Genomic DNA, 18522 nt, shown 5'->3' with positions numbered 1-18522 from the left:
CTGAATTATCCCATTCCTTTAATATCCCCCGAAATTACGGTTTTCATAAATTCCAAGGCACGACTCTGCTGAGATTGAGTGATAAATAGTCCGGTTCTTGGTGTCCAGAAAGGAATTGATGGTCCGCCACTCAATTCAGACAGACCTATACTCTCTTCAAAATAATGATTAAATATCATTGCGTTATGATCAGAAGACATAAAGGAAAGATCCGTCTCAAGCCCCAGATGTCCCTGCAAACGGTAAAGATTGTCAATCAACATCTCCACATTATGCACAAGTTCGGGGTATTCCATGCTCATATGGCGCAAGAGTTCCACACAATTGACCGATAGCGATGGATTATCCCAGGGTGTCTGGCCATCCCATATATCCCCCACACCAAGAAGATCCATAATATTTGAAGAAAACGTTTTTGGATCAAAAATAAAAACATGTATATTTTCTTTTTTAATAAATCGTTCCGAAAAATTTATTGCTCTTAAAAATGAAAAAGAGTTTATTTTTGATTGGATATAGTCTGATATTTCACAATTAACCCGCATCCTTTTGACGTCTTCATTATACATGGACTCAATCCACTTATCATGAGCACGCACAAAGTAGACAAGATGCACATCAAGGTCCGTAAAGGCATCAATCGTTTCCTGTAAAACTCCGCAGGAAAACAAATATGAAAAATCCTCGGATGAAATCACGCCTGTCTCAGACCTGGACAATTTTGCCTCTTCCTGCATTTTGCGAAGAGACTCACGATTATTTGCAAGCAAATCATAGACAACACCGGAATGAGAGACCCAGTTCTGCATCCGGCCAGCTTCAAAATAATGTAGAGATGGATTTTCCTTCAGCTTTTCCTGATCATGAAGAGTGGAGAGAATACGCTGCACAGAACTTGTGCCTGTTTTATGAAACCCCGCAAGTATAAAAAGACGCTTCACGAGACATATCCTCTTATTTTTTATGACTGATTTTTTTACGATATTTGCACTTGATGTCAAATATAAGGAGTTTTTAGAAGAGAATATATTAACGCCTTTTTATTTTGAGGCCTTCTCATCGCTCTCTCCTGCCATGCACCGCGCACAACCCCTGCCCGGGAACCCCTCCGCTGCCGGAACGTCAGTTTACCTGAACCCTTAAAGCCGCAGGCCAGACAGACACATTCAGGCCGGATTTGTGGCCTGATGCGAAAGGACCTCCGCATGACTGACGAAACACCGGCCCCCAAACACAGCACCTACCGCCGCACCGTTCTGAAAATGGCAGGCGTGGCGGCAGCGGCTGGCACGCCCGTCTTCGTCAACCTTGCCGCGGCCCAGACTGTGAAAGAGAACGCTATGTCCTCCTCCCCGCTTAAAGACCCCCGCACCCTGTATCCGCACGCACCGTTTAAAGCCCAGCCGCAGCCTTGGCCCGGCCTTGCCTCCAAAATGGACCCCCGGCCCGACCACGGTGAGAAAAGCTATGTTGGCAGCGGCAAACTCAAGGGGCGCAAGGCGCTGATTACCGGCGGAGATTCCGGGCTTGGCCGCGCCGCCGCCATTGCCTATGCGCGGGAAGGCGCGGATGTCGCCATTAACTATCTGCCGCAGGAAGAAGCGGACGCTGCCGAAGTGGGTGATCTGGTCCGCAAGGAAGGCCGCAAGTTTGTCGCCCTGCCGGGGGATTTGCGGGATGAAGCCTTCTGCAAACAGCTTGTTGAAAAAGCCTTTGTGGAGCTGGATGGTCTGGATATCTTCGTCAACTGCGCAGGCCGCCAGCAGACACATGATGACCTGCTGGACGTGACGACAGAAGCGTTCGACTGGACGATGAAGACCAACCTCTACGCCCTGTTCTGGCTGACCAAAGCGGTTATTCCGCGCATGCAGCCCGGCTCCGCGATGATCTTCACCTCCTCCACCAACGCGTATGAGCCGTCCACCAATATTCTGGACTACTCAATCACCAAGGCAGGCATTGCCAATTTTGCAAAGGGACTGGCCAAGCAGCTTGTCAGCAAAGGCATTCGCGTCAACGCCATTGCCCCCGGCCCGTTCTGGACGGCGTTGCAGGTCAGCGGTGGGCAGACAATGGCAAATGTCGAGAAATTTGGGGAAACCGTGCCCATGAAGCGCCCCGGCCAGCCAGCGGAACTGGCCCCGGCCTATGTGCTTCTGGCCTCCAATGACGCCAGCTACATGACAGGCCAGATTATTGGCGCCAATGGCGGCGTGGGCCTGCCATAAGTCTGGCGGCACACCGCGCCAGCCATACCCCCAAAGCACTCTCCCTGTGCCAGAAACAGAATTTGACGATGCCCGGTATCGCGCTACTCTGCGCGTTCCCATACCGGGTGAGGAGAAAAACGCTTCATGTTCAGCCATATCATGCTTGGCAGTAACGATATTGCCCGCTCCAAGCGGTTTTATGATGCCACTTTAGGTGCCATGGGCTGCGCCCCTGCTGAACCTAATGCCAAAGGCCGTCTGGCCTACACGCATCGGGGTGGCCGTCTGATGATTACCAAACCGCTGAATGGTGAGCCTGCCACGGGCGGCAATGGCAGCACCATCGGTTTTGCAGCCGCTAGCCCGGAAGAAGCCGACGCCTGGCACAAAGCCGGCGTGGCCAATGGCGGGGAAGCCATTGAAGATCCGCCGGGCGTGCGCCACACCCCCAATGGCGATCTTTATCTGGCTTATCTGCGTGACCCGGACGGCAACAAGCTGTGCGCTCTGTACGTCATGCCTGCTAAATAAGCCGGTTTTATCTGACTTTTTTCTGCCTTCCCTGCCAGACTCAAACAGTCTGGCAGGGTTCTTTTGCCTGTGGTCCATGCTTTCTATGGACCGAAACGCAGGACATGACACTGGCTGCAACCAGTCCAAAAGCCGCCAGTTCCAAAGGCCGTGGCAGCCTTTGCTCCCATAAAAATCCGTAGAGCAGCGCAAAAAGTGTTTCAAATAAGATCATCTGCCCCGTCATGGTCAGCGGCAGCAGGCGGCTCATACGGTTCCAGAGCGCATTCCCAAAAATAGACGCCAGCAGCGCAACACCTGCGGAAACACCTGCAAAGCGTGCCCATGCGCCTGCAGAATGCGGCACGGCGTTCGCCCACAGGGCAAACGGCACAAGCACAATGGCCTGTGCGCCGGTCACAACGCCGGTCAGCAAATTCCAGTCATGTTCAGACACACAACGCAGGCGGGTCAGGCACCGGCTGTTTCCCACCGCATAGGCTGTCCAGGACACAAGTGCGCCTACTGCACACAATAATCCGACGCCTGTATTTCCGGATGGATGGGGTTCAACCAAAGCCTGCCAGCCAATGCACACCACCCCGGCAGCACAGAGAACCAGAGAAAACAGCAGGGACTTCAACGGGGCCGCCCCCTGATCCCGACTCCCAATAACCGTGACGGCGACTGGCAGAAAACCGATGACGAGAGAGGTCAGGGCAATGCCTCCGGTTTGTACGGCCTGAGACAGCAGAGTATAATAAAGTGTGTTGCCTGCCAGAGAGAGCCAGAAAAGGGCTTTCCAGTCTCGCGCACTCAGTTGCGCAGAAACACGCCGCCAGCGCGGCAGAAGCAGCACACCTGCAAGCAGCCCATAGGCCAGATACCGCCCGGCGGCCAGCATCAACGGGCTGAAGGACCGCACAAGTTCCGGCGCCAGAAACACCAGCCCCCACAAGGCACCGGCTCCCGCACCGTACAGAATTCCACGCCCCGTCTGGCTCATCTGCTTTACTCCCCCGGCAGGGATCTTGCTGCCCTTGTTGGACAAAGACAATGCCAGCGGTGCGCGACAGGGTTATTTGTGTTTTGAAAAGGGGCTAAAACAGAAAAAGCCGCCCCAAAGGGCGGCTTTTCCACACAGCAAATCTGCGGCCTAAAGCACTTAGAGTGCTTTAATGCTCACTGCAGATGTCTTGCCGTTACGACCAGCTTCGAGCTCGTAAGAGACTTTCTGGCCTTCGTTCAGAGTGTGCATGCCAGCGCGCTCAAGTTCAGAGATGTGAACGAACGCATCCTGACCACCATCTTCCGGCTGAATGAAACCAAAACCCTTGGTGGGGTTAAACCATTTTACGGTGCCTGTTGCCATAACAAAGGCTCCTTCACAAACAAATGCGGTCGTGCACAAAACACACACGAAATCATAACTTTTAAGGAGATATACCGAACGCAACACGCGCCGAAAACCCGGATAAAAGCACCCGCTGGCCACTGTGGTGCGCCTATCCGGAGGAGAATGCAAGGGAATTCCGCACTCAGAGTAAAATCAATTATCGGTCATACCCGGAATTTTGCCCATAGCCCGCAGATCCCAGCGGATTTGCAGGGGTTCACCCTCACGATACGCCCCCACATGAATATGCGGATTCCGCGCCACGCCGTTATTGCCATCAATCGCCACAACCTGCCCGGCCGTCACATGGTCCCCCACCTTCACAACCGGCTCCGTCAGATGCGCGTAGACGACGGTCACCCCGTCAGCACGTTCAAACAGCATCATGCTCGCAGGCGGCTTGCCCATGTTCCCGGGGGTGTTGGTCTCAGTATTGAGGTGGATATATTTCACCACACCATCAATCGGTGCATGTACAGGCGTGTGCCAGCCATACCAGTCGGTATTTTTTGTGCCGTCACCCCGATACATTTTGGCAAAGCCATGGTCGGTTTCAAAACCGCCCACCACCATGCAATCCGTGCCCAGCGCATCCCCCGCACCATGCAACTGGCCGAGCGGATGCTCCGAGCAGGCAAAGGGCTTCTCAAACAGCGGGGCCAGCGTGACCTGATGAATGTCCGCCGGATCATCCACCCAGCGTCCCAGCCCCGGCGGCAGGCCCATGGCCTTAAGCTGCTGGTCCATCTTGTGCTGTTGCTCCGCCGTGGGCTTTGCCAGAGCGGGCGCACTCAGCCTCCCCATCATCACGGCCAGCATCATGGCCCCGGACAAAATCTTTTTCATCGCCCCTCTCATTCCGAATTAGAAATGAGATTGCACTGCACCACCCTGCCGCGCAAGAGAATGGACGGCTTTACCCCTCCATTTCCCCTTCCATGTCACTCTGCTCCTCCGCCTGTGTCAGCTGCACATACTGGCCGTTCAGATGCGTAGCGAGCAGATGGCCGAGTGAGACTGCGCTGATGCACAGCAGGACAGACAGCGTGACGTTAGCCAGCGCCCGCCCCCAGGCCTCACTCCGCAGCAGGTCCAGCGTTTGCAGGCTGAAGGACGAAAAGGTGGTGTAGCCACCGCACAGGCCCATCATGACAAACAGGCGCGTGTTGTCAGAAACAGGGTAGCGCCCGTCCGCCAGCGTCAGCGTGCTGAAAAAGCCAATGATGAACGACCCCACCACATTAATGCCCACAATGGTGCCCCAGGGCATCATACGGCTGAGGGGGGCGGTCAGCATCGTCATCATATAACGCGCCAGCGTGCCCAGCGCACCGCCAAGCATGACCAGAAGACAGGACGTAAAAGACATTCTCGGGCCTTTCATTCTGGCGGGCTTTCCAGAACGCCCGCCGTGCTGTGGCGGGAAAAAGACGCACGTCTCCCGCCAGATGGTTACGGCAGGAGTCATCAGCCCTTGCAAGGGCGGTTAAAGGGGGAACCCCATCCCCTTGCTGCTTTTATAAGGCGGCTGTCCCGCTGGCTCAAGCTGGCAGGGAAACGCAACCCAGCATCACCCCCGCCCCCTGATCGTGCAAATGTACTTCCAACCCACGCCGTTTTTTGCTTATTGCGCGAGAAGAAGCCGGAACATGCCGGTGTGCAAGAACACTCTTCTCTCACCCGCGGCTCGACCACCAGAACAGTACAGGCAGTATATGGACCCCAAAATTCTCTTCTCCGGCATTACGCTGGCTCTGGGGGCGTTTGCCTCCTTCGCTATCAGTGATGCCTTCTCCAAGCTGCTTGGGGGACGGCTCGACCCGTTTGAGGTCGCCTTCTCCGGCGGGGTCTTTGGCCTGCTTCTTCTCCCGTTTATCCGCAAGCCCGAAGAATCCTACAGCGATGTGTTCCGCACGCAGGAGCCCGCCATGTGGGCGCTGCGGGCGGTGTGTACGTTTGTGGCCACGGCAGCCAGCGTGGAAGCCTTCATGCTGCTGCCCATGCCCGAAGCGCTCTCGCTGATGTTCCTCATGCCGCTGTTTGTCACCATTCTCTCTGTGGTGCTGCTCAAGGAGAAAGTGACCGCCTGGGCCTGGCTGGCCGTGGTGCTGGGCTTTATTGGTGTGCTGATTGTGCTGCGCCCCGGCGTGCGCGCCCTGCACTTTGGGCACCTGTGCGCCCTGATTGCCGCCGTCGCTAACGCTGTGAGCGTGATTGCCTACCGTCTGGCCGGGCAGGACAGCGCCCGGCTTTCTCTTTTTGGCTCCAGCCTTGTTGGCCCGCTGGTGGGCAATGGCATCCTGATGTGGGCACACGCCACGTGGCCGCACGGTGTCAGCACATGGGTCTATCTGTTTGGCTATGGCTTTCTGGCTGCCTTTGGCCAGTTGCTGATGATGATGGCCACGGCCCGCGCGCCCGCCAACCGTGTGGCCCTGCCGCAATACAGCCAGATGATATGGGGCGTAGCGCTGAGCTATCTGGTGTTCCATCAGCCGCTGGATGGCTGGACCTTTGTGGGCATTGTGGTTGTCACCTTCTCCGGCCTGCTCAACTGGATCCGCCAGCGCATCCGGTATGAACGCATGGCCATGAAGGAACGGCTGGAACGCATGCAGGCCAGAAAGGCCGCCAAGGCTGCGGAGAAAATCGCCGCTAAACAGGCAAAGGAAAAAGCCCTGCGGGATCGCCAGCAGGCCATTGCGGACAAAATTGCCCCGACCAAATAAGCCCTGACCGCAAGACAGCTTTCCTGACACAAAAAATGCCGTGCCCCTTTCAAATAAGGGCACGGCATTTTTATTGGGACCGCAAAGAGGCGTTTACCCCGCCATTGTCCGATCCACCGCCAGACCGGCAGAGGCCTGACAGGTGGGCATCATTTCCACATGGTTAATGTTCACATGCGCGGGGAGTGCGAGAACCCAGGATACGGTTTCCGCAATATCGTCCGGCAGTAGCGGTTTGGTTCCGTTATACACGGCATCCGCCTGCGCTTTGTCACCCAGACGCACTTCACTAAATTCACTGCCGCCACACAGACCCGGCGCAATGGTTGTGGCCCGCACCTGCTTGCCCAGCAGATCACTCCGCAGGTTACGCATGAACTGCTCCACAAACGCCTTGCTGGCCCCGTAAACATTGGCCCCCGGATACGGATACGTGCCCGCCGTACTGCCCAGTGAAATAACGTGCCCGCTATTGCGCGCCACCATACCGGGCAGCAGCGCACGGGTGATTTCCACAAGGCCGGTCACGTTGGTGGCAATCATGCGCTCCCAATCAGAAAATTTGGTCTCCCATGCCTTTTCCAGCCCGAGCGCCAGACCGGCATTGTTCACCAGCACATCCACGTCCTGCCAGCCTTCCGGCAACGAGGCCGGCAGAGCCTGCACGGCCGCAAGGTCCGTCACATCCAGCTTGAACGGCAGCAGCGCGGGGCCGGCCTCTTTTGCCAGCGCATCCAGACGCTCCTGCCTGCGGCCCGTGGCAATTACGCGGTACCCGTCCTTCACCAGCCGCAACGCAATGGCGTGGCCAAACCCTGCCGTGGCACCGGTGACCAGAACTGTCTTGAGGGGCTGTGTCATTGCTCTCTTCTCCATAAAGGGGGAACTCCTGCCCCATCATGCGTCAAAAGAGCAGAAACTGTCACGGGGAGACGGCTGCTCTCTGAAAACAGAAACAGAGATTTTACATTTTATAATAAAAAATTGGTATAATTGTGTCGAAAAGCGTAAAAATTGAAAGATATTCTTGCGAGATTCTCTAAGAGTATAAGAACTAACTCTTGAGAACTCCATCTAAAAAATAATATTTTAATAAACGCTGGCTTAAATTTATCTATCTTATCAATACATTAACGAATGTTTAACCGAACAGTTGAGCCTGTAAAACTTTTTTTCAATTGATTTTGGTTAGTTAAAAAATATTATTTTATTGTCTAAACAAAGTAAGGATAAAAAAAACACACACTATAGACTCTAATTTTTCTTTATGTTTGGTTTTTCCTGCTGGTTATTGGTTCTCCATAAACAATAGGCCAAAAGTCTTCCTGCACGATTCATGGTCTGCCTTAAAAAAGGTCCAGAAAATGATCGATTTCACGTAGGGCATTAAATCAATCCTAAAGAAAAGCACAGTTAGTTAATATCATGATTATTAATACAAATAATAATCACAAAAAAATTCACAAAACATCAAACTAATATTCAAATTATTTTCTCAATCGCACGCGATGAGGAGGATGATTTGAATATTTCTTTGGATAGGAAGAAAAATGAGTGGGACGCAAATTTATTCCAATGCGAATAATGTCACCGTCACAAGCGGAAACACGCTTCAAATCCTGGCTGGGACTGTTTCTGGCTTAACAGTCAATAACGGTGGGAAAGTCTATAATTACTCAACCGTTAACAACGCCGTGCTTCAAAGCGGTGCTAATTTTGAAAATGATTACAAAACAACGTCGGGCCTCACTGCGCAAAGCGGTTCGGAACTGACTTTTCTTGGGGGGAATGGCTACAACCTTACCCTGCAGAATGGGGCACACGGCTCTGCGATCGATAAAGCAGTCCTTAGCGGCGTGACCATTAATGACGCAGCCAAGCTGACCCTGGTGAACGGAACAGTCGCATCCGCCGTAACCGTATCGGCGTCGGGTAACTTTACGGGGCAGACTGCTTTTGAAGTCGGAAACGGGGCTTCGGCCTATAACGTCAGTGTTGTTAATAACACCACACTCGTCGATTCCGGCGCTGTTGTTTCCAATACGACGCTCGATAACTTTGGTGCGCTGCTTGTTAAGGCCGGAGGCTCCGCCAACGTCACAACTGTTGGAAGCAACGGACAGCTTGCGGTTGCGGGTTCAGCCACAAACACAACAGTCAACCGCACCGGCATGCTGGAAATTGCAGGAGGCGGTGTTGCGACACAAACAACCGTTCTCAGCGGTCAGGTTGTTGTGGATAGCGGTGGCACACTGAATTCCGCCACAGTGAGCGGTGCCAGCATCAATGGCAACGGAACATCTGTTTACAGCGTGATCGTTTCCGGCGGTGCAACCATGTCTGCGGTTACGGTCGGAGACTGGGGAACATTGCAGGTGAGTGCCGGTGGGTCTGCCATCAACACCACAGTCAACAGCCGTGGCGGTCTGGCTCTGGCAGGTTCTGCAACAGGCACCACCATCAACACCAGCGGTGTGCTTGATATTGCTACGGGTGGCCGTGCAGATAACAACACAATCACCCCCGGTGGTGAAATCTATGTGGAACCCAGCGCAACACTTGGGGATACAAGCATTGCCAGCACCGGCATTCTCAGTGTGGCCAGTGGCGGGACGATCTCCGGCGTCGTTACCCTTCAGGCTGGCGGCTCCGCAACCATCTGGAACAATGCGGGTGGGTCTGTTGTTCTGCCGACTGATGCCAACCACGGGCTGACTATTTCCGGGCTGGAAAATGGTGGCACCGTTAGCACTGTCATCAACGGGTTTACCGGCACGGCGCCCGGTAATTCTGACAGCATTGATCTGGCCGGCGTCTCTGCCGATGGCGTCTCCTACGCTTATCCGTCAGACGACCAGGTTGTGGTGACCCTCGCCAACAAAGCCACAATTACCCTCAACATTCCGGGCGTTAAAAATACCGGCTTTGAGCTTACCAGCGATGGGCATGGCGGAGCGTTTGGTGAAGTCTGCTTTCTGGCTGGCAGCATGATCCGGACCCCGGATGGTGACGTTGCGGTTGAAGAGCTGCGTCAGGGTGACACGGTCCTCTCCTACGTTCAGGGCGTCGCACAGCCAGCCTCTGTCAGATGGACGGGGAAAGCCCACACGACTGTCCGTGCAGGCCTGCATGCGGATGAAGCAGGCTACCCTGTGCGTATTCGCAAAGATGCGCTGTCTGACGGCGTCCCCTACAAAGACCTGCTGGTGACCCCTGAACACAGCCTGTTCCTGAAGGGCCGTTTTGTGCCCGCCCGTATGCTGGTGAATGGAATTTCCATTGTTTATGACACCAGCATTAGCAGCTACGATTACTATCATGTGGAGACCGAACAGCACGCAGTCATTTGCGCAGATGGTGCGCTAACGGAAAGCTATCTGGACACCGGCAACCGCAGCACGTTCCGTCAGGAAGGCCCCGTTGTGACCCTGCATGGCACGCGCCAGAGCTGGGAGCAGGATGCCGCGGCTCCGCTGTGTGTTGAGCGCAGTTTTGTGGAGCTGATTTTCCGGGATCTTGAAGCCCGTGGGACCGTGCTGTTCGGGCATGCCTCCTCAACGCCGCCTGTTCAGGTCACGCATGATCCTGATCTCCACCTCGTCACCAACAAAGCGCAGGTTCTCCGCCCGGTGCGTCATGAAGGCGGACAGTACACCTTCATGCTGCCCCCCAACACTGAGCATGTGCGTCTTATCTCCCGCACCAGCCGCCCGTCCGATGTGGTTGGTCCTTTTGTTGATGATCGTCGGGAACTGGGTGTGGCTGTCGGAAGCATGACGCTTGTCGCTGGCCAGCAAAAGCAAGACATTGTGGCCCACCTTCAGCCCGTGCCCCCTCAGGGCTGGTACGCACGCCATGAAGACGCCAGCTCCGTCTGGACAAATGGCTGTGCCACGTTGCCTGTTTCTGACAGCACACGCGGAAAAGTTTGCCTGCTGGCTCTGACCGTTTGCGCTGCCGGCCCCTATGCCGTGGCAGAAGACAACACGGCCACAGAAAGCCTTTCTGCTTAATTAAACAGAAGGGGGATGCATTCGTGAAAAATGCATCCCTCTTTTTAAATTATTCAAAAAACATAGTTTCTCGAATCAGGCGACTGCGACCAAACAGAACATGTCATTTCAGCCCTTGGGCTTTTTCGAAGCTGGACGCTCGGAGGCCGGACGTTTGACGTTATAGCCTTCGCACTGCTCCATCATCTTTAGTAATGGCTGCCCCGGCTCTTCATCTGACACAGACAGCGGCACATCCAGATCTCACGCATAATTAGGCTGACACGTATCAAGCGCCTGAAGAGCCACTGCCGCGATCTCTTCATCAGAAGCGTGAATTGAAACGTAGAAGACCTTGCCCTCATCTTCTCCCAAATACCAGGCAGAATGCCCCCCACCTCGCCCTCGGGTGGCCAGAAAACAGATCTGATCTGTCTGCTCATACTCCCAACTGACAAAGACAGCAGCCGATTTTGACACCGCGACAAGATGGTCCTTGAAGCCGAACCTGTCCCTGATTCCAAACCAGAACGCTCTTTCCGCAGACCGGGACAAATCTATAATTTTTGCACGCTCAGAATCATTCCCCGAATGACTATTGAATTGCAAAGAATAATCATGACTCTCCATAAGAGATTTTCTTAAATTTTCTCCTATCCATTGGACGGTCACTTCTTTTCTCGGAAGAACAACAGAAGATCCCGTCGAGGAAAAAATAATACTACCCAAAACATCCTTACAATATATTGTGTAATATTTTTTTGTTCTCATGATAACAGCTTCTTTTCTCAATAGCTTTTTCATACGATATCCTTCATTTGAAAATAAATTTTCTTCGTTACAATATTGGGGCAAGCTACCACCTTCTTTAGTTTTTTGCTGTTCTAAAAAGAAAAATTAAAAAGAATGATTTGATAGAAATTGATCGATCATTAACGTAAAATAAAAACAATCCCACCTCCATCAGGATTGTCACTGCCAACGTGGCAATCCTGCTCCATCACCGTCAGAAACGCCTGCCCCAGTTCTTTATCCGACACAGACAGCGGCACATCCAGATCTCACGCATAATTAGGCTGACACGCATCAAGTGCCTGAAGAGCCACACTCGCGATCTCTTCATCAGAAGCATGACTTGAAACGTAGAAGATCTTGCCCTCGTTTTCTCCCAAATACCAGGCAGAATGCCCCGCACCTCGCCCTCGGGTGGCCAGAAAACAGATCTGATCTGTCTGCTCATACTCCCAACTGACAAAGACAGCAGCCGATTTTGACACCGCGACAAGATGGTCCTTGAAGCCAAATCTGTCCCTGATACCAAACCAGAACGCTCTCCCCTTAGACAGGGACAACTCTAAAATTTTTTCACGCTCAGAGTCATTCCCCGACCCATTATTAAATTGCAAAGAATAATCATGACTCTCCATAAGAGATTTTCTTAAATTTTCTCCTATCCATTGAATGGTCACGTCTTTTCTCGGAAGAACAACTGAAGATCCCGTCGAGGAAAAAATAATGCCGCCCAGAGTATCCTCACAATATATTGCATAATATTTCTTCGTTCTCATGATAACGGCTTTTTTTTTCGACACCTTTTTCATACGATATCCTTAATTTGAAAATTAATTTTCTTCGTTGCAATATTGGGGCGAGTTACCACTTTTTTTAGTTTTTCCTGTTCTAAAAAGAATGATTTGATAGAAATTGACCGATCATTAACGTAAAATAAAAACAATCCCACCTCCATCAGGATTGTCACTGCCAAGGTGGCAATCCTGCTCCATCACCATCAGCAACGCCTGCCCCAGTTCTTCATCTAACACAGACAGCAGCACATCCAGATCTCACGCATAATTAGGCTGACACGCATCAAGTGCCTGAAGAGCCACACTCGCGATCTCTTCATCAGAAGCGTGACTTGAAACGTAGAAGACCTTGCCCTCATCTTCTCCCAAATACCAGGCAGAATGCCCCGCACCTCGTCCTCGGGTGGCCAGAAAACAGATCTGATCTGTCTGCTCATACTCCCAGCTGACAAAGACAGCAGCCGATTTTGACACCGCGACAAGATGGTCCTTGAAGCCAAACCTGTCCCTGATTCCAAACCAGAACGCTCTTTCCGCAGACCGGGACAAATCTATAACTTTTTCACGCTCAGGATCATCAGTCGAACAATTATAAAAATCTAAATAATAATTATGACTCTCCATAAGAGATTTTCTTAAATTTTCTCCTATCCACTGAACGGTCATTTCTTTTCTCGGCAAAACAACAGAAGATCCCGTCGAAGAAAAAATACTACCACCCAAAACATCCTGACAATATATTGCGTAATACTTCTTTGTTCTCATGATAACGGCTCTTTTGTCTGATACCTTTTTCATACGATATCCTTAATTTGAAAATTAATTTTCTTCGTTACAATATTGGGGCGAGCGACCACCTTTTTTAGTTTTTTTCTGTTCTAAAAAGAAAAAATAAAAAGAACGCCTTGGTGATTTGATAGCAATTGATCGATGATCACCATAAAATCAAAATCATACCTATCGCTCTATACCAAACGCATTACTCAAGAAATTATCACAGATTTTCGCGCTTAATTTCCTATAAACACGTTATTGACTTCACAAACTCAGCACATAAAACAACCCAGCCGCCATCAGGATTGTTACTGGCAGCGTGGCAATCCACGCCAGTGCAATGCGCCCCACCATGCCATTCTGCACGCCGCTGCCTGCACCCAGCATGCTGCCTGCAATCCCGGCGGTAATGATATGCGTGGTGCTAACCGGCAGACCGGTATAGCCGGCCGTCAAAATCAGTCCTGCCCCTACCAGTTCGGCGGATGCCCCTTGTGCGGGGGTTAAATGCGTGCGGCCAATCTTTTCACCCAGCGTGCGGACAATGCGCTTATAGCCAATCATAGTCCCAAGGCTGAGGCACAGGGCGCTAAGCAACCGCACCCACCACGGTGCAAATTCCACCACCGGCTGCAATCCCTGCCGCAACGTTTTTGCCTGCTTACGCTCTGCACCCGGCACGCTGGACACATGCTCGACCTGCTTCAGCCCGGCCAGCACTTCAAACACATCGGCCCGCTGCGCCACGGCAGCGCGGGGGCCCACCTGCGGTGCGGTGCCGTCATGCTGTGCGGCGGCCTCGCCCTCCGCTTTCAGCCGCGACGCAGCCGCAAGAGCCTCGGCGCGCAGGCCGTTATGGTCATACTGCTCCAGCAGGGTTTCAATCTGCGTGGCCTGCTCCACCGGCAACGGCAGGCGGTGGGCTTCAAGCGGGTTGAGCGCGTACAGGGCGGGCATCAGCCCCACCACCGCCAGCATAATCAGGCCGATGCTTTTCTGCCCGTCATTATTCCCATGAGAAAAACTGACCCCGCTGCAACTGGCCACCAGCAGCCAGCGCACCCAGCCGCGTGGCGGGGCGTCGCCTGTGGGGGGCTGGTACAATGCCGGGTCCTTCACCACAGCACGCATCGCCAGATAGAACAGCGCGGCCCCAACCAGCCCCAGCAGAGGCGAGACGGCCAGCGCTTCCAGCACCTTGGTGACCTGATGCCAGTCCACCCCTTCGCTCAGGCTGCGCGCATGCACCAGCGCATCGCCAATGGCCACGCCCACAATCGCGCCAATCACGCAATGCGAACTGGAATTGGGGATGCCCGCCCGCCATGTGAGCAGGTTCCACACCAGCGCCGTGCCAAACAGGGAGAGCAGCATGGGCACCGCAGGCGTGCCATCCGGCGGGGACAGCACATCCGGTGGCAGCAGTTCCACCATGGCGTAGGCCACACTCAGGCCGCCGGCCAGCACGCCCAGAAAATTCATGATGCCCGAAAGCACCACCGCCGTGCCGGCCCGGAGCGAGCGCGTGTAGATGACCGTCGCCACAGCGTTGGCGGTGTCATGAAACCCGTTCACAAACTCAAACACGCAAACCAGAAGGCCACAGACCAGCAGCGCGATAATGGAAGACGGTGAGTCTGGCGTGAAATGCAGCATGAGAAAACGGACAGCCCTTCTTTTGTGCCGCCCGTTGATAGAGGAAGGCGCTCCGGTTTTTAATCCGTTAAATTGATTTTAAAAGGCCAAGTTGCATTTCATGGCGGAATTGTGGGGAATACAGCGCGTTACTCTGCCGTTTCACCGGTCTTTTTTTCCGTGCCCGGGGCGGCCTCGCGCAGCGTTTTGACCTCATAAGGCCCCAGCAGCTCCGCCAGCGTGCGGCCATCCAGCACGGCCATAAAGGCCCCCAGCGCCTCCCCCAGCATCCCGCGCAGAGTGCAGCCGGAGGCCAGAACACAGCCCTCCCCGGCACGGGCATTTTCCTTGCCGGGCGGCACCATGCAGCCGACCAGCGCCATATCATCCTCCGTGTGGCGCACCACATCGCCAAGGTTGATCTGCTCAGGTGGGCGGGAGAGCATCAGCCCCCCGTTGCGCCCACGCAAAGTGTCCACAAAACCACCTTTGCCCAGATGGTGAATGACCTTGACCAGATGATTTTCTGAAATGCCATAGGCCAGCGCCACCTCGCGGATAGAAACGCGACGGTCTGCGTGCACCCCCAGATAGAGGAGCGTTCGCAGGGCGTAATCTGTGTACAGAGTCAGGCGCATGGCTTTGGTTGTAGTCCAGTTGACAGCATTTTTTCCAGCGCTCTATAAGATGTATGAAATATACACCTTAAAGAACAGGAGGCCATCCCCATGGTCACCCCCCTCGACGACAAGACCCGCGCCACCGTCACCGCCTGCGTTCCCGCACTGGAAGCCCACGGTGTGGCCATCACCACAGAGATGTACAAACGCCTGCTGGCAGACCCCGCCATCAGCGCCCTGTTCAACAGCGCGCATCAGAAAAATGGCAGCCAGCCCACCGCTCTGGCACTCGCCGTTCTGGCCTATGCCCGCAACATCAACAGCCTCGATCAGCTTGGCGGCATGGTGGAGCGCATTGCGGAAAAACATGTGGGGCTGAACATCCTGCCCGAACATTACCCGCATGTCGGTCAGGCCCTGCTGGGGGCCATTGCGCAGGTGCTGGGGGATGCCGCCACGCCGGAAATTATGGACGCATGGGCCAAAGCCTATGGCTTTCTGGCGGATGTGCTGATTAGCCGGGAGAACGAGATTTACAAGGCGCATGAGGCCGCCTCCGGTGGCTGGGCAGGCTGGCGGCCCTTTACCATCCAGAGCCGCACGCCAGAGAGTGCGCTGGTTACGTCCTTCGAGCTGGTACCCACCGACGGCAACCCCGTTATGGCCCACAAACCCGGCCAGTATCTCAGCTTCTCCCTCACCGTGCCCGGCCACGGCAACCAGCGGCGCAATTACAGCATTTCCTCAGCGCCCAATGGCCGCAGCTATCGCATCAGTGTGCGTCGGGCTGAGAAAGGGCTGGTTTCAGGCTGGCTGCATGACAGCGCACAGGTTGGCACGGAGGTGCAGGTTTCTGCCCCGGCCGGGTCCTTCACCCTGCCCTCCCCACAGTCTGCTCCCATTGTCTTGCTGAGTGCCGGCGTCGGGCTGACCCCGTTTATCGCCATGCTGGAAGCCCGCGCCGCTGCCGCCGCGCACGGCTGCCCGGCCAGCGCCCACGCGCCCTTGCAGTATATCCACGGCACGGACACCGCGCAGACGGAAGCCTTTGGCGCACTGGTGCGGGATCTGGCCGCCAAAGGGGCGATTAAGGCGGATGTTTTCTACACCCACAGCCCTGCAGACACCCTGCCTGCGCAGGCCACCTCCGGCACCACACCCCATGCCGGGCGCATCACGCCGGACTGGGTCAGGGCTAACACCCCTGCGGATGCCCTCTATTACCTGTGCGGCCCGGAGTGTTTTATGCAGGACATGATGACCGGCCTGCGCGCTGCCGGAGTGCCGGAAGAGCGCCTACGGCGTGAAGTCTTCGGCCCGGCCACGACGCTGGACGATGCGTTGAACGCTGCCTGATTTTACAAGGACCCTCTTATGCCCACCCAGCCAGACGCTTCCCTTCCCCCGCGCTGCGTGGGCCTACAGGTCCGGCGTATTTATGATCCGCCTTTGCCTACAGACGGCACCCGCGTTCTGGTCGATCGCCTGTGGCCGCGCGGTGTAAGTAAGGAACGGGCAGCGCTGAACCTGTGGCTGAAAGACATCGCGCCTTCCACAGAGCTGCGCCAGTGGTTCGGGCATGACCCGGCCCGCTGGAACGGCTTTTGCCAACGCTACCGGGCCGAGCTGGACGCCAACCCAGCCTGCGTGGAGCAGCTTGAAGCACTGGCCCGTGAACGGCCACTTACCCTGCTATTTGGCGCCAGAAATACGGAGCAGAACGAGGCGGTGGTTCTGGCCGCTTACCTGCGGGAGCGTTCAGCCCGGCAGAACAGAACAAACCGGGAAACGTGAAAAGAATGCACTACCTGTCAGCCTTACACAAAACTATCCACAGAGTTTTCCCACAGTCTTTCCCCGTCTTCTGTGGATAAACAGACTCGCCTCCCCAAGAACAGACACAGTATAAATGGCTGTTTTCTGCGGCTCAGGGCTTTTCTGACATTTTTGTGATTGACTCATCTGCCGGGTGGACAGTCTTAACGATTCGCTAAAAAGGCGAGTCATCCACATCAGCGGCTTCCCACCCGCGTTCCCTGGCGAGTCCTGCCGCTGGTTGCCGTATGGCGCGGCCCTTGGCACACTCCACGCCCTCTTACGCCCTGCTGCCTTCCGGCAGGGCGGGCCGACACAAGGACCGCTACCGCACTATGCACTTTACCCTGACGTTTTCCTGCCCGGACAAACCGGGCATTGTTGCTGCTGTTTCCACCGCTCTGGCAGACAAGGGCGCAGACATTCTGGAAACCCACCAGTTTAGTGACCGGACTGCCCACCGCCTGTTTATGCGGCTGGCCTTTACCACCCCTGCCTCCATGGAAGACATCCGCGCCTGTCTGGAGCCGGTCAGAACCGAATTCGATATGACCATGCGCCTGCACGACGCCGCAGTCCTGCCGCGCCTGATCATCATGGTGTCAAAGTTTGACCACGCGCTGCTCAACCTGCTGTATCAGGTACGCGTCAACTGGCTACGGGCCGAAATTGTGGCCATTGTCTCCAACCATCAGGACAGCGCCGCCACTGCCGCACAGGCTGGCATTCCCTACTATTACTGGCCGGTAAACAAGGACAACAAAGCCGAGCAGGAAGACCGCCTGCGCGCCCTTGTGAGCGAAACCAAAGCCGATCTGATTGTGCTGGCCCGCTATATGCAGGTGCTTTCCGATGCGTTCTCAACAGAAATGAATGGGCGCATCATCAACATCCACCACTCCTTCCTGCCGTCTTTCAAGGGCGCGCGGCCTTACCATCAGGCCTTTGCACGGGGCGTGAAGCTGATTGGTGCCACCGCGCATTACGTGACACCAGATCTGGATGAAGGCCCGATTATCGAGCAGGAAACCGCCCGCGTCACCCACAGCCTGTCTGCCGAGGATTACGTCGCGGCTGGCCGCTCCATTGAATCTCAGGTGCTGGCCCGTGCGGTTAAACTGCATGTGGAACAGCGCGTGATGCTCAACGGCCACCGCACTATCATCTTTTCCTGACAGTAAAGCACGCGCCATGCTCTTCCCGGACCAGACGACAGAGGCCTCCCCGCCCCACGCTGGCAACGCTGGCAACG

The 18522-nt window shown here is 54.8% G+C and carries 18 protein-coding genes and 1 riboswitch; of the genes, 7 read left to right on the top strand and 11 right to left on the bottom strand.

The annotated features are described in order from the left end of the window. Positions 1 to 5: 5 nt before the first annotated feature. Positions 6 to 941: a sulfotransferase gene (locus AD930_RS01055; RefSeq protein WP_061504800.1), complete on the bottom strand. Its 936-nt coding sequence runs from the start codon at positions 939 to 941 to the stop codon at positions 6 to 8. A 264-nt stretch (positions 942 to 1205) separates the two neighbouring features. On the opposite strand from AD930_RS01055, the gene AD930_RS01045 reads away from it, so the two are divergent. Both AD930_RS01045 and AD930_RS01040 read left to right on the top strand, forming a co-directional pair. Continuing rightward, positions 1206 to 2231: an SDR family oxidoreductase gene (locus AD930_RS01045; RefSeq protein ID WP_061491514.1), complete on the top strand. Its 1026-nt coding sequence runs from the start codon at positions 1206 to 1208 to the stop codon at positions 2229 to 2231. Positions 2232 to 2357: 126 nt separating this feature from the next. Continuing rightward, positions 2358 to 2744, top strand: a complete 387-nt coding sequence (locus tag AD930_RS01040) for a VOC family protein (protein ID WP_061491513.1) — start codon at positions 2358 to 2360, stop codon at positions 2742 to 2744. Positions 2745 to 2784: 40 nt separating this feature from the next. Here the strand turns inward: AD930_RS01040 and AD930_RS01035 are convergent, their stop codons facing one another. The 4 genes from AD930_RS01035 to crcB all read right to left on the bottom strand — a co-directional run bounded on the left by AD930_RS01035 (position 2785) and on the right by crcB (position 5488). After that, complete coding sequence (locus AD930_RS01035; RefSeq protein WP_061504798.1) at positions 2785 to 3729, bottom strand: DMT family transporter; 945 nt, start codon at positions 3727 to 3729, stop codon at positions 2785 to 2787. Between the two features lie 159 nt (positions 3730 to 3888). Further along, entirely contained in the window at positions 3889 to 4095 is a 207-nt protein-coding gene (locus AD930_RS01030) for a cold-shock protein (RefSeq protein ID WP_043551757.1), read from the bottom strand. A gap of 177 nt (positions 4096 to 4272) precedes the next feature. Further along, positions 4273 to 4965: a M23 family metallopeptidase gene (locus tag AD930_RS01025; protein WP_061504797.1), complete on the bottom strand. Its 693-nt coding sequence runs from the start codon at positions 4963 to 4965 to the stop codon at positions 4273 to 4275. 70 nt (positions 4966 to 5035) lie between these two features. After that, complete coding sequence (gene crcB, locus AD930_RS01020; RefSeq protein ID WP_043551753.1) at positions 5036 to 5488, bottom strand: fluoride efflux transporter CrcB; 453 nt, start codon at positions 5486 to 5488, stop codon at positions 5036 to 5038. A gap of 82 nt (positions 5489 to 5570) precedes the next feature. Beyond that, positions 5571 to 5636: riboswitch (Fluoride riboswitch) on the bottom strand. A gap of 198 nt (positions 5637 to 5834) precedes the next feature. On the opposite strand from crcB, the gene AD930_RS01015 reads away from it, so the two are divergent. Then, positions 5835 to 6848, top strand: coding sequence for a DMT family transporter (locus tag AD930_RS01015; protein ID WP_197461322.1), 1014 nt, complete (start codon positions 5835 to 5837; stop codon positions 6846 to 6848). A gap of 93 nt (positions 6849 to 6941) precedes the next feature. Here the strand turns inward: AD930_RS01015 and AD930_RS01010 are convergent, their stop codons facing one another. Beyond that, a complete protein-coding gene (locus AD930_RS01010; protein ID WP_043551749.1) occupies positions 6942 to 7709 on the bottom strand; it encodes an SDR family NAD(P)-dependent oxidoreductase in 768 nt (255 codons plus the stop codon). 689 nt (positions 7710 to 8398) lie between these two features. On the opposite strand from AD930_RS01010, the gene AD930_RS01005 reads away from it, so the two are divergent. Continuing rightward, positions 8399 to 10861, top strand: coding sequence for a Hint domain-containing protein (locus tag AD930_RS01005; RefSeq protein WP_061504796.1), 2463 nt, complete (start codon positions 8399 to 8401; stop codon positions 10859 to 10861). A 243-nt stretch (positions 10862 to 11104) separates the two neighbouring features. On the opposite strand, the gene AD930_RS01000 is transcribed toward AD930_RS01005, so the two are convergent. From AD930_RS01000 to AD930_RS00980, 5 genes are all read right to left on the bottom strand, one after another. Continuing rightward, a complete protein-coding gene (locus AD930_RS01000; protein WP_244150447.1) occupies positions 11105 to 11644 on the bottom strand; it encodes a hypothetical protein in 540 nt (179 codons plus the stop codon). Positions 11645 to 11901: 257 nt separating this feature from the next. Further along, complete coding sequence (locus AD930_RS00995; RefSeq protein WP_244150446.1) at positions 11902 to 12441, bottom strand: hypothetical protein; 540 nt, start codon at positions 12439 to 12441, stop codon at positions 11902 to 11904. A gap of 243 nt (positions 12442 to 12684) precedes the next feature. Continuing rightward, positions 12685 to 13224, bottom strand: a complete 540-nt coding sequence (locus tag AD930_RS00990; protein WP_244150445.1) for a hypothetical protein — start codon at positions 13222 to 13224, stop codon at positions 12685 to 12687. Positions 13225 to 13464: 240 nt separating this feature from the next. Next, positions 13465 to 14856, bottom strand: coding sequence for an inorganic phosphate transporter (locus AD930_RS00985; protein ID WP_061504795.1), 1392 nt, complete (start codon positions 14854 to 14856; stop codon positions 13465 to 13467). Positions 14857 to 14984: 128 nt separating this feature from the next. Then, positions 14985 to 15473 carry an RrF2 family transcriptional regulator gene (locus AD930_RS00980; protein ID WP_043551746.1) on the bottom strand — a complete coding sequence of 163 codons (489 nt, stop codon included), beginning with the start codon at positions 15471 to 15473 and terminating at the stop codon, positions 14985 to 14987. A 90-nt stretch (positions 15474 to 15563) separates the two neighbouring features. Here AD930_RS00980 and hmpA point away from each other — a divergent pair, with 90 nt between their 5' ends. The 3 genes from hmpA (at position 15564) to purU (ending at position 18445) form a co-directional block, all read left to right on the top strand. Continuing rightward, entirely contained in the window at positions 15564 to 16811 is a 1248-nt protein-coding gene (gene hmpA, locus AD930_RS00975) for an NO-inducible flavohemoprotein (RefSeq protein ID WP_061504794.1), read from the top strand. A gap of 18 nt (positions 16812 to 16829) precedes the next feature. After that, on the top strand, positions 16830 to 17249 hold the full coding sequence (locus tag AD930_RS00970) for a DUF488 domain-containing protein (RefSeq protein WP_061504793.1): 420 nt from the start codon (positions 16830 to 16832) through the stop codon (positions 17247 to 17249). Between the two features lie 356 nt (positions 17250 to 17605). Continuing rightward, entirely contained in the window at positions 17606 to 18445 is an 840-nt protein-coding gene (purU, locus tag AD930_RS00965; protein ID WP_061491723.1) for a formyltetrahydrofolate deformylase, read from the top strand. Positions 18446 to 18522 lie beyond the last annotated feature (77 nt).

Source organism: Acetobacter malorum, from assembly GCF_001580615.1.
Taxonomy (GTDB): domain Bacteria; phylum Pseudomonadota; class Alphaproteobacteria; order Acetobacterales; family Acetobacteraceae; genus Acetobacter; species Acetobacter malorum.
The sequence above is the reverse complement of the archived record's forward strand: the minus strand, read 5'-3'. Positions and strand labels throughout refer to the sequence as shown.

Bases quoted from the DNA above. Each gene is read 5' to 3' on its own strand.
- purU (WP_061491723.1), top strand. From the start codon at position 17,606: ATGCACTTTACCCTGACGTTTTCCTGCCCGGACAAACCGGGCATTGTT.
- AD930_RS01015 (WP_197461322.1), top strand. From the start codon at position 5,835: ATGGACCCCAAAATTCTCTTCTCCGGCATTACGCTGGCTCTGGGGGCG.
- hmpA (WP_061504794.1), top strand. From the start codon at position 15,564: ATGGTCACCCCCCTCGACGACAAGACCCGCGCCACCGTCACCGCCTGC.
- AD930_RS00990 (WP_244150445.1), bottom strand. From the start codon at position 13,224: ATGAAAAAGGTATCAGACAAAAGAGCCGTTATCATGAGAACAAAGAAG.
- AD930_RS00980 (WP_043551746.1), bottom strand. From the start codon at position 15,473: ATGCGCCTGACTCTGTACACAGATTACGCCCTGCGAACGCTCCTCTAT.
- AD930_RS01010 (WP_043551749.1), bottom strand. From the start codon at position 7,709: ATGACACAGCCCCTCAAGACAGTTCTGGTCACCGGTGCCACGGCAGGG.
- AD930_RS00985 (WP_061504795.1), bottom strand. From the start codon at position 14,856: ATGCTGCATTTCACGCCAGACTCACCGTCTTCCATTATCGCGCTGCTG.
- AD930_RS01045 (WP_061491514.1), top strand. From the start codon at position 1,206: ATGACTGACGAAACACCGGCCCCCAAACACAGCACCTACCGCCGCACC.
- AD930_RS01035 (WP_061504798.1), bottom strand. From the start codon at position 3,729: ATGAGCCAGACGGGGCGTGGAATTCTGTACGGTGCGGGAGCCGGTGCC.
- AD930_RS00970 (WP_061504793.1), top strand. From the start codon at position 16,830: ATGCCCACCCAGCCAGACGCTTCCCTTCCCCCGCGCTGCGTGGGCCTA.
- crcB (WP_043551753.1), bottom strand. From the start codon at position 5,488: ATGTCTTTTACGTCCTGTCTTCTGGTCATGCTTGGCGGTGCGCTGGGC.
- AD930_RS01025 (WP_061504797.1), bottom strand. From the start codon at position 4,965: ATGAAAAAGATTTTGTCCGGGGCCATGATGCTGGCCGTGATGATGGGG.
- AD930_RS00995 (WP_244150446.1), bottom strand. From the start codon at position 12,441: ATGAAAAAGGTGTCGAAAAAAAAAGCCGTTATCATGAGAACGAAGAAA.
- AD930_RS01005 (WP_061504796.1), top strand. From the start codon at position 8,399: ATGAGTGGGACGCAAATTTATTCCAATGCGAATAATGTCACCGTCACA.
- AD930_RS01030 (WP_043551757.1), bottom strand. From the start codon at position 4,095: ATGGCAACAGGCACCGTAAAATGGTTTAACCCCACCAAGGGTTTTGGT.
- AD930_RS01000 (WP_244150447.1), bottom strand. From the start codon at position 11,644: ATGAAAAAGCTATTGAGAAAAGAAGCTGTTATCATGAGAACAAAAAAA.
- AD930_RS01040 (WP_061491513.1), top strand. From the start codon at position 2,358: ATGTTCAGCCATATCATGCTTGGCAGTAACGATATTGCCCGCTCCAAG.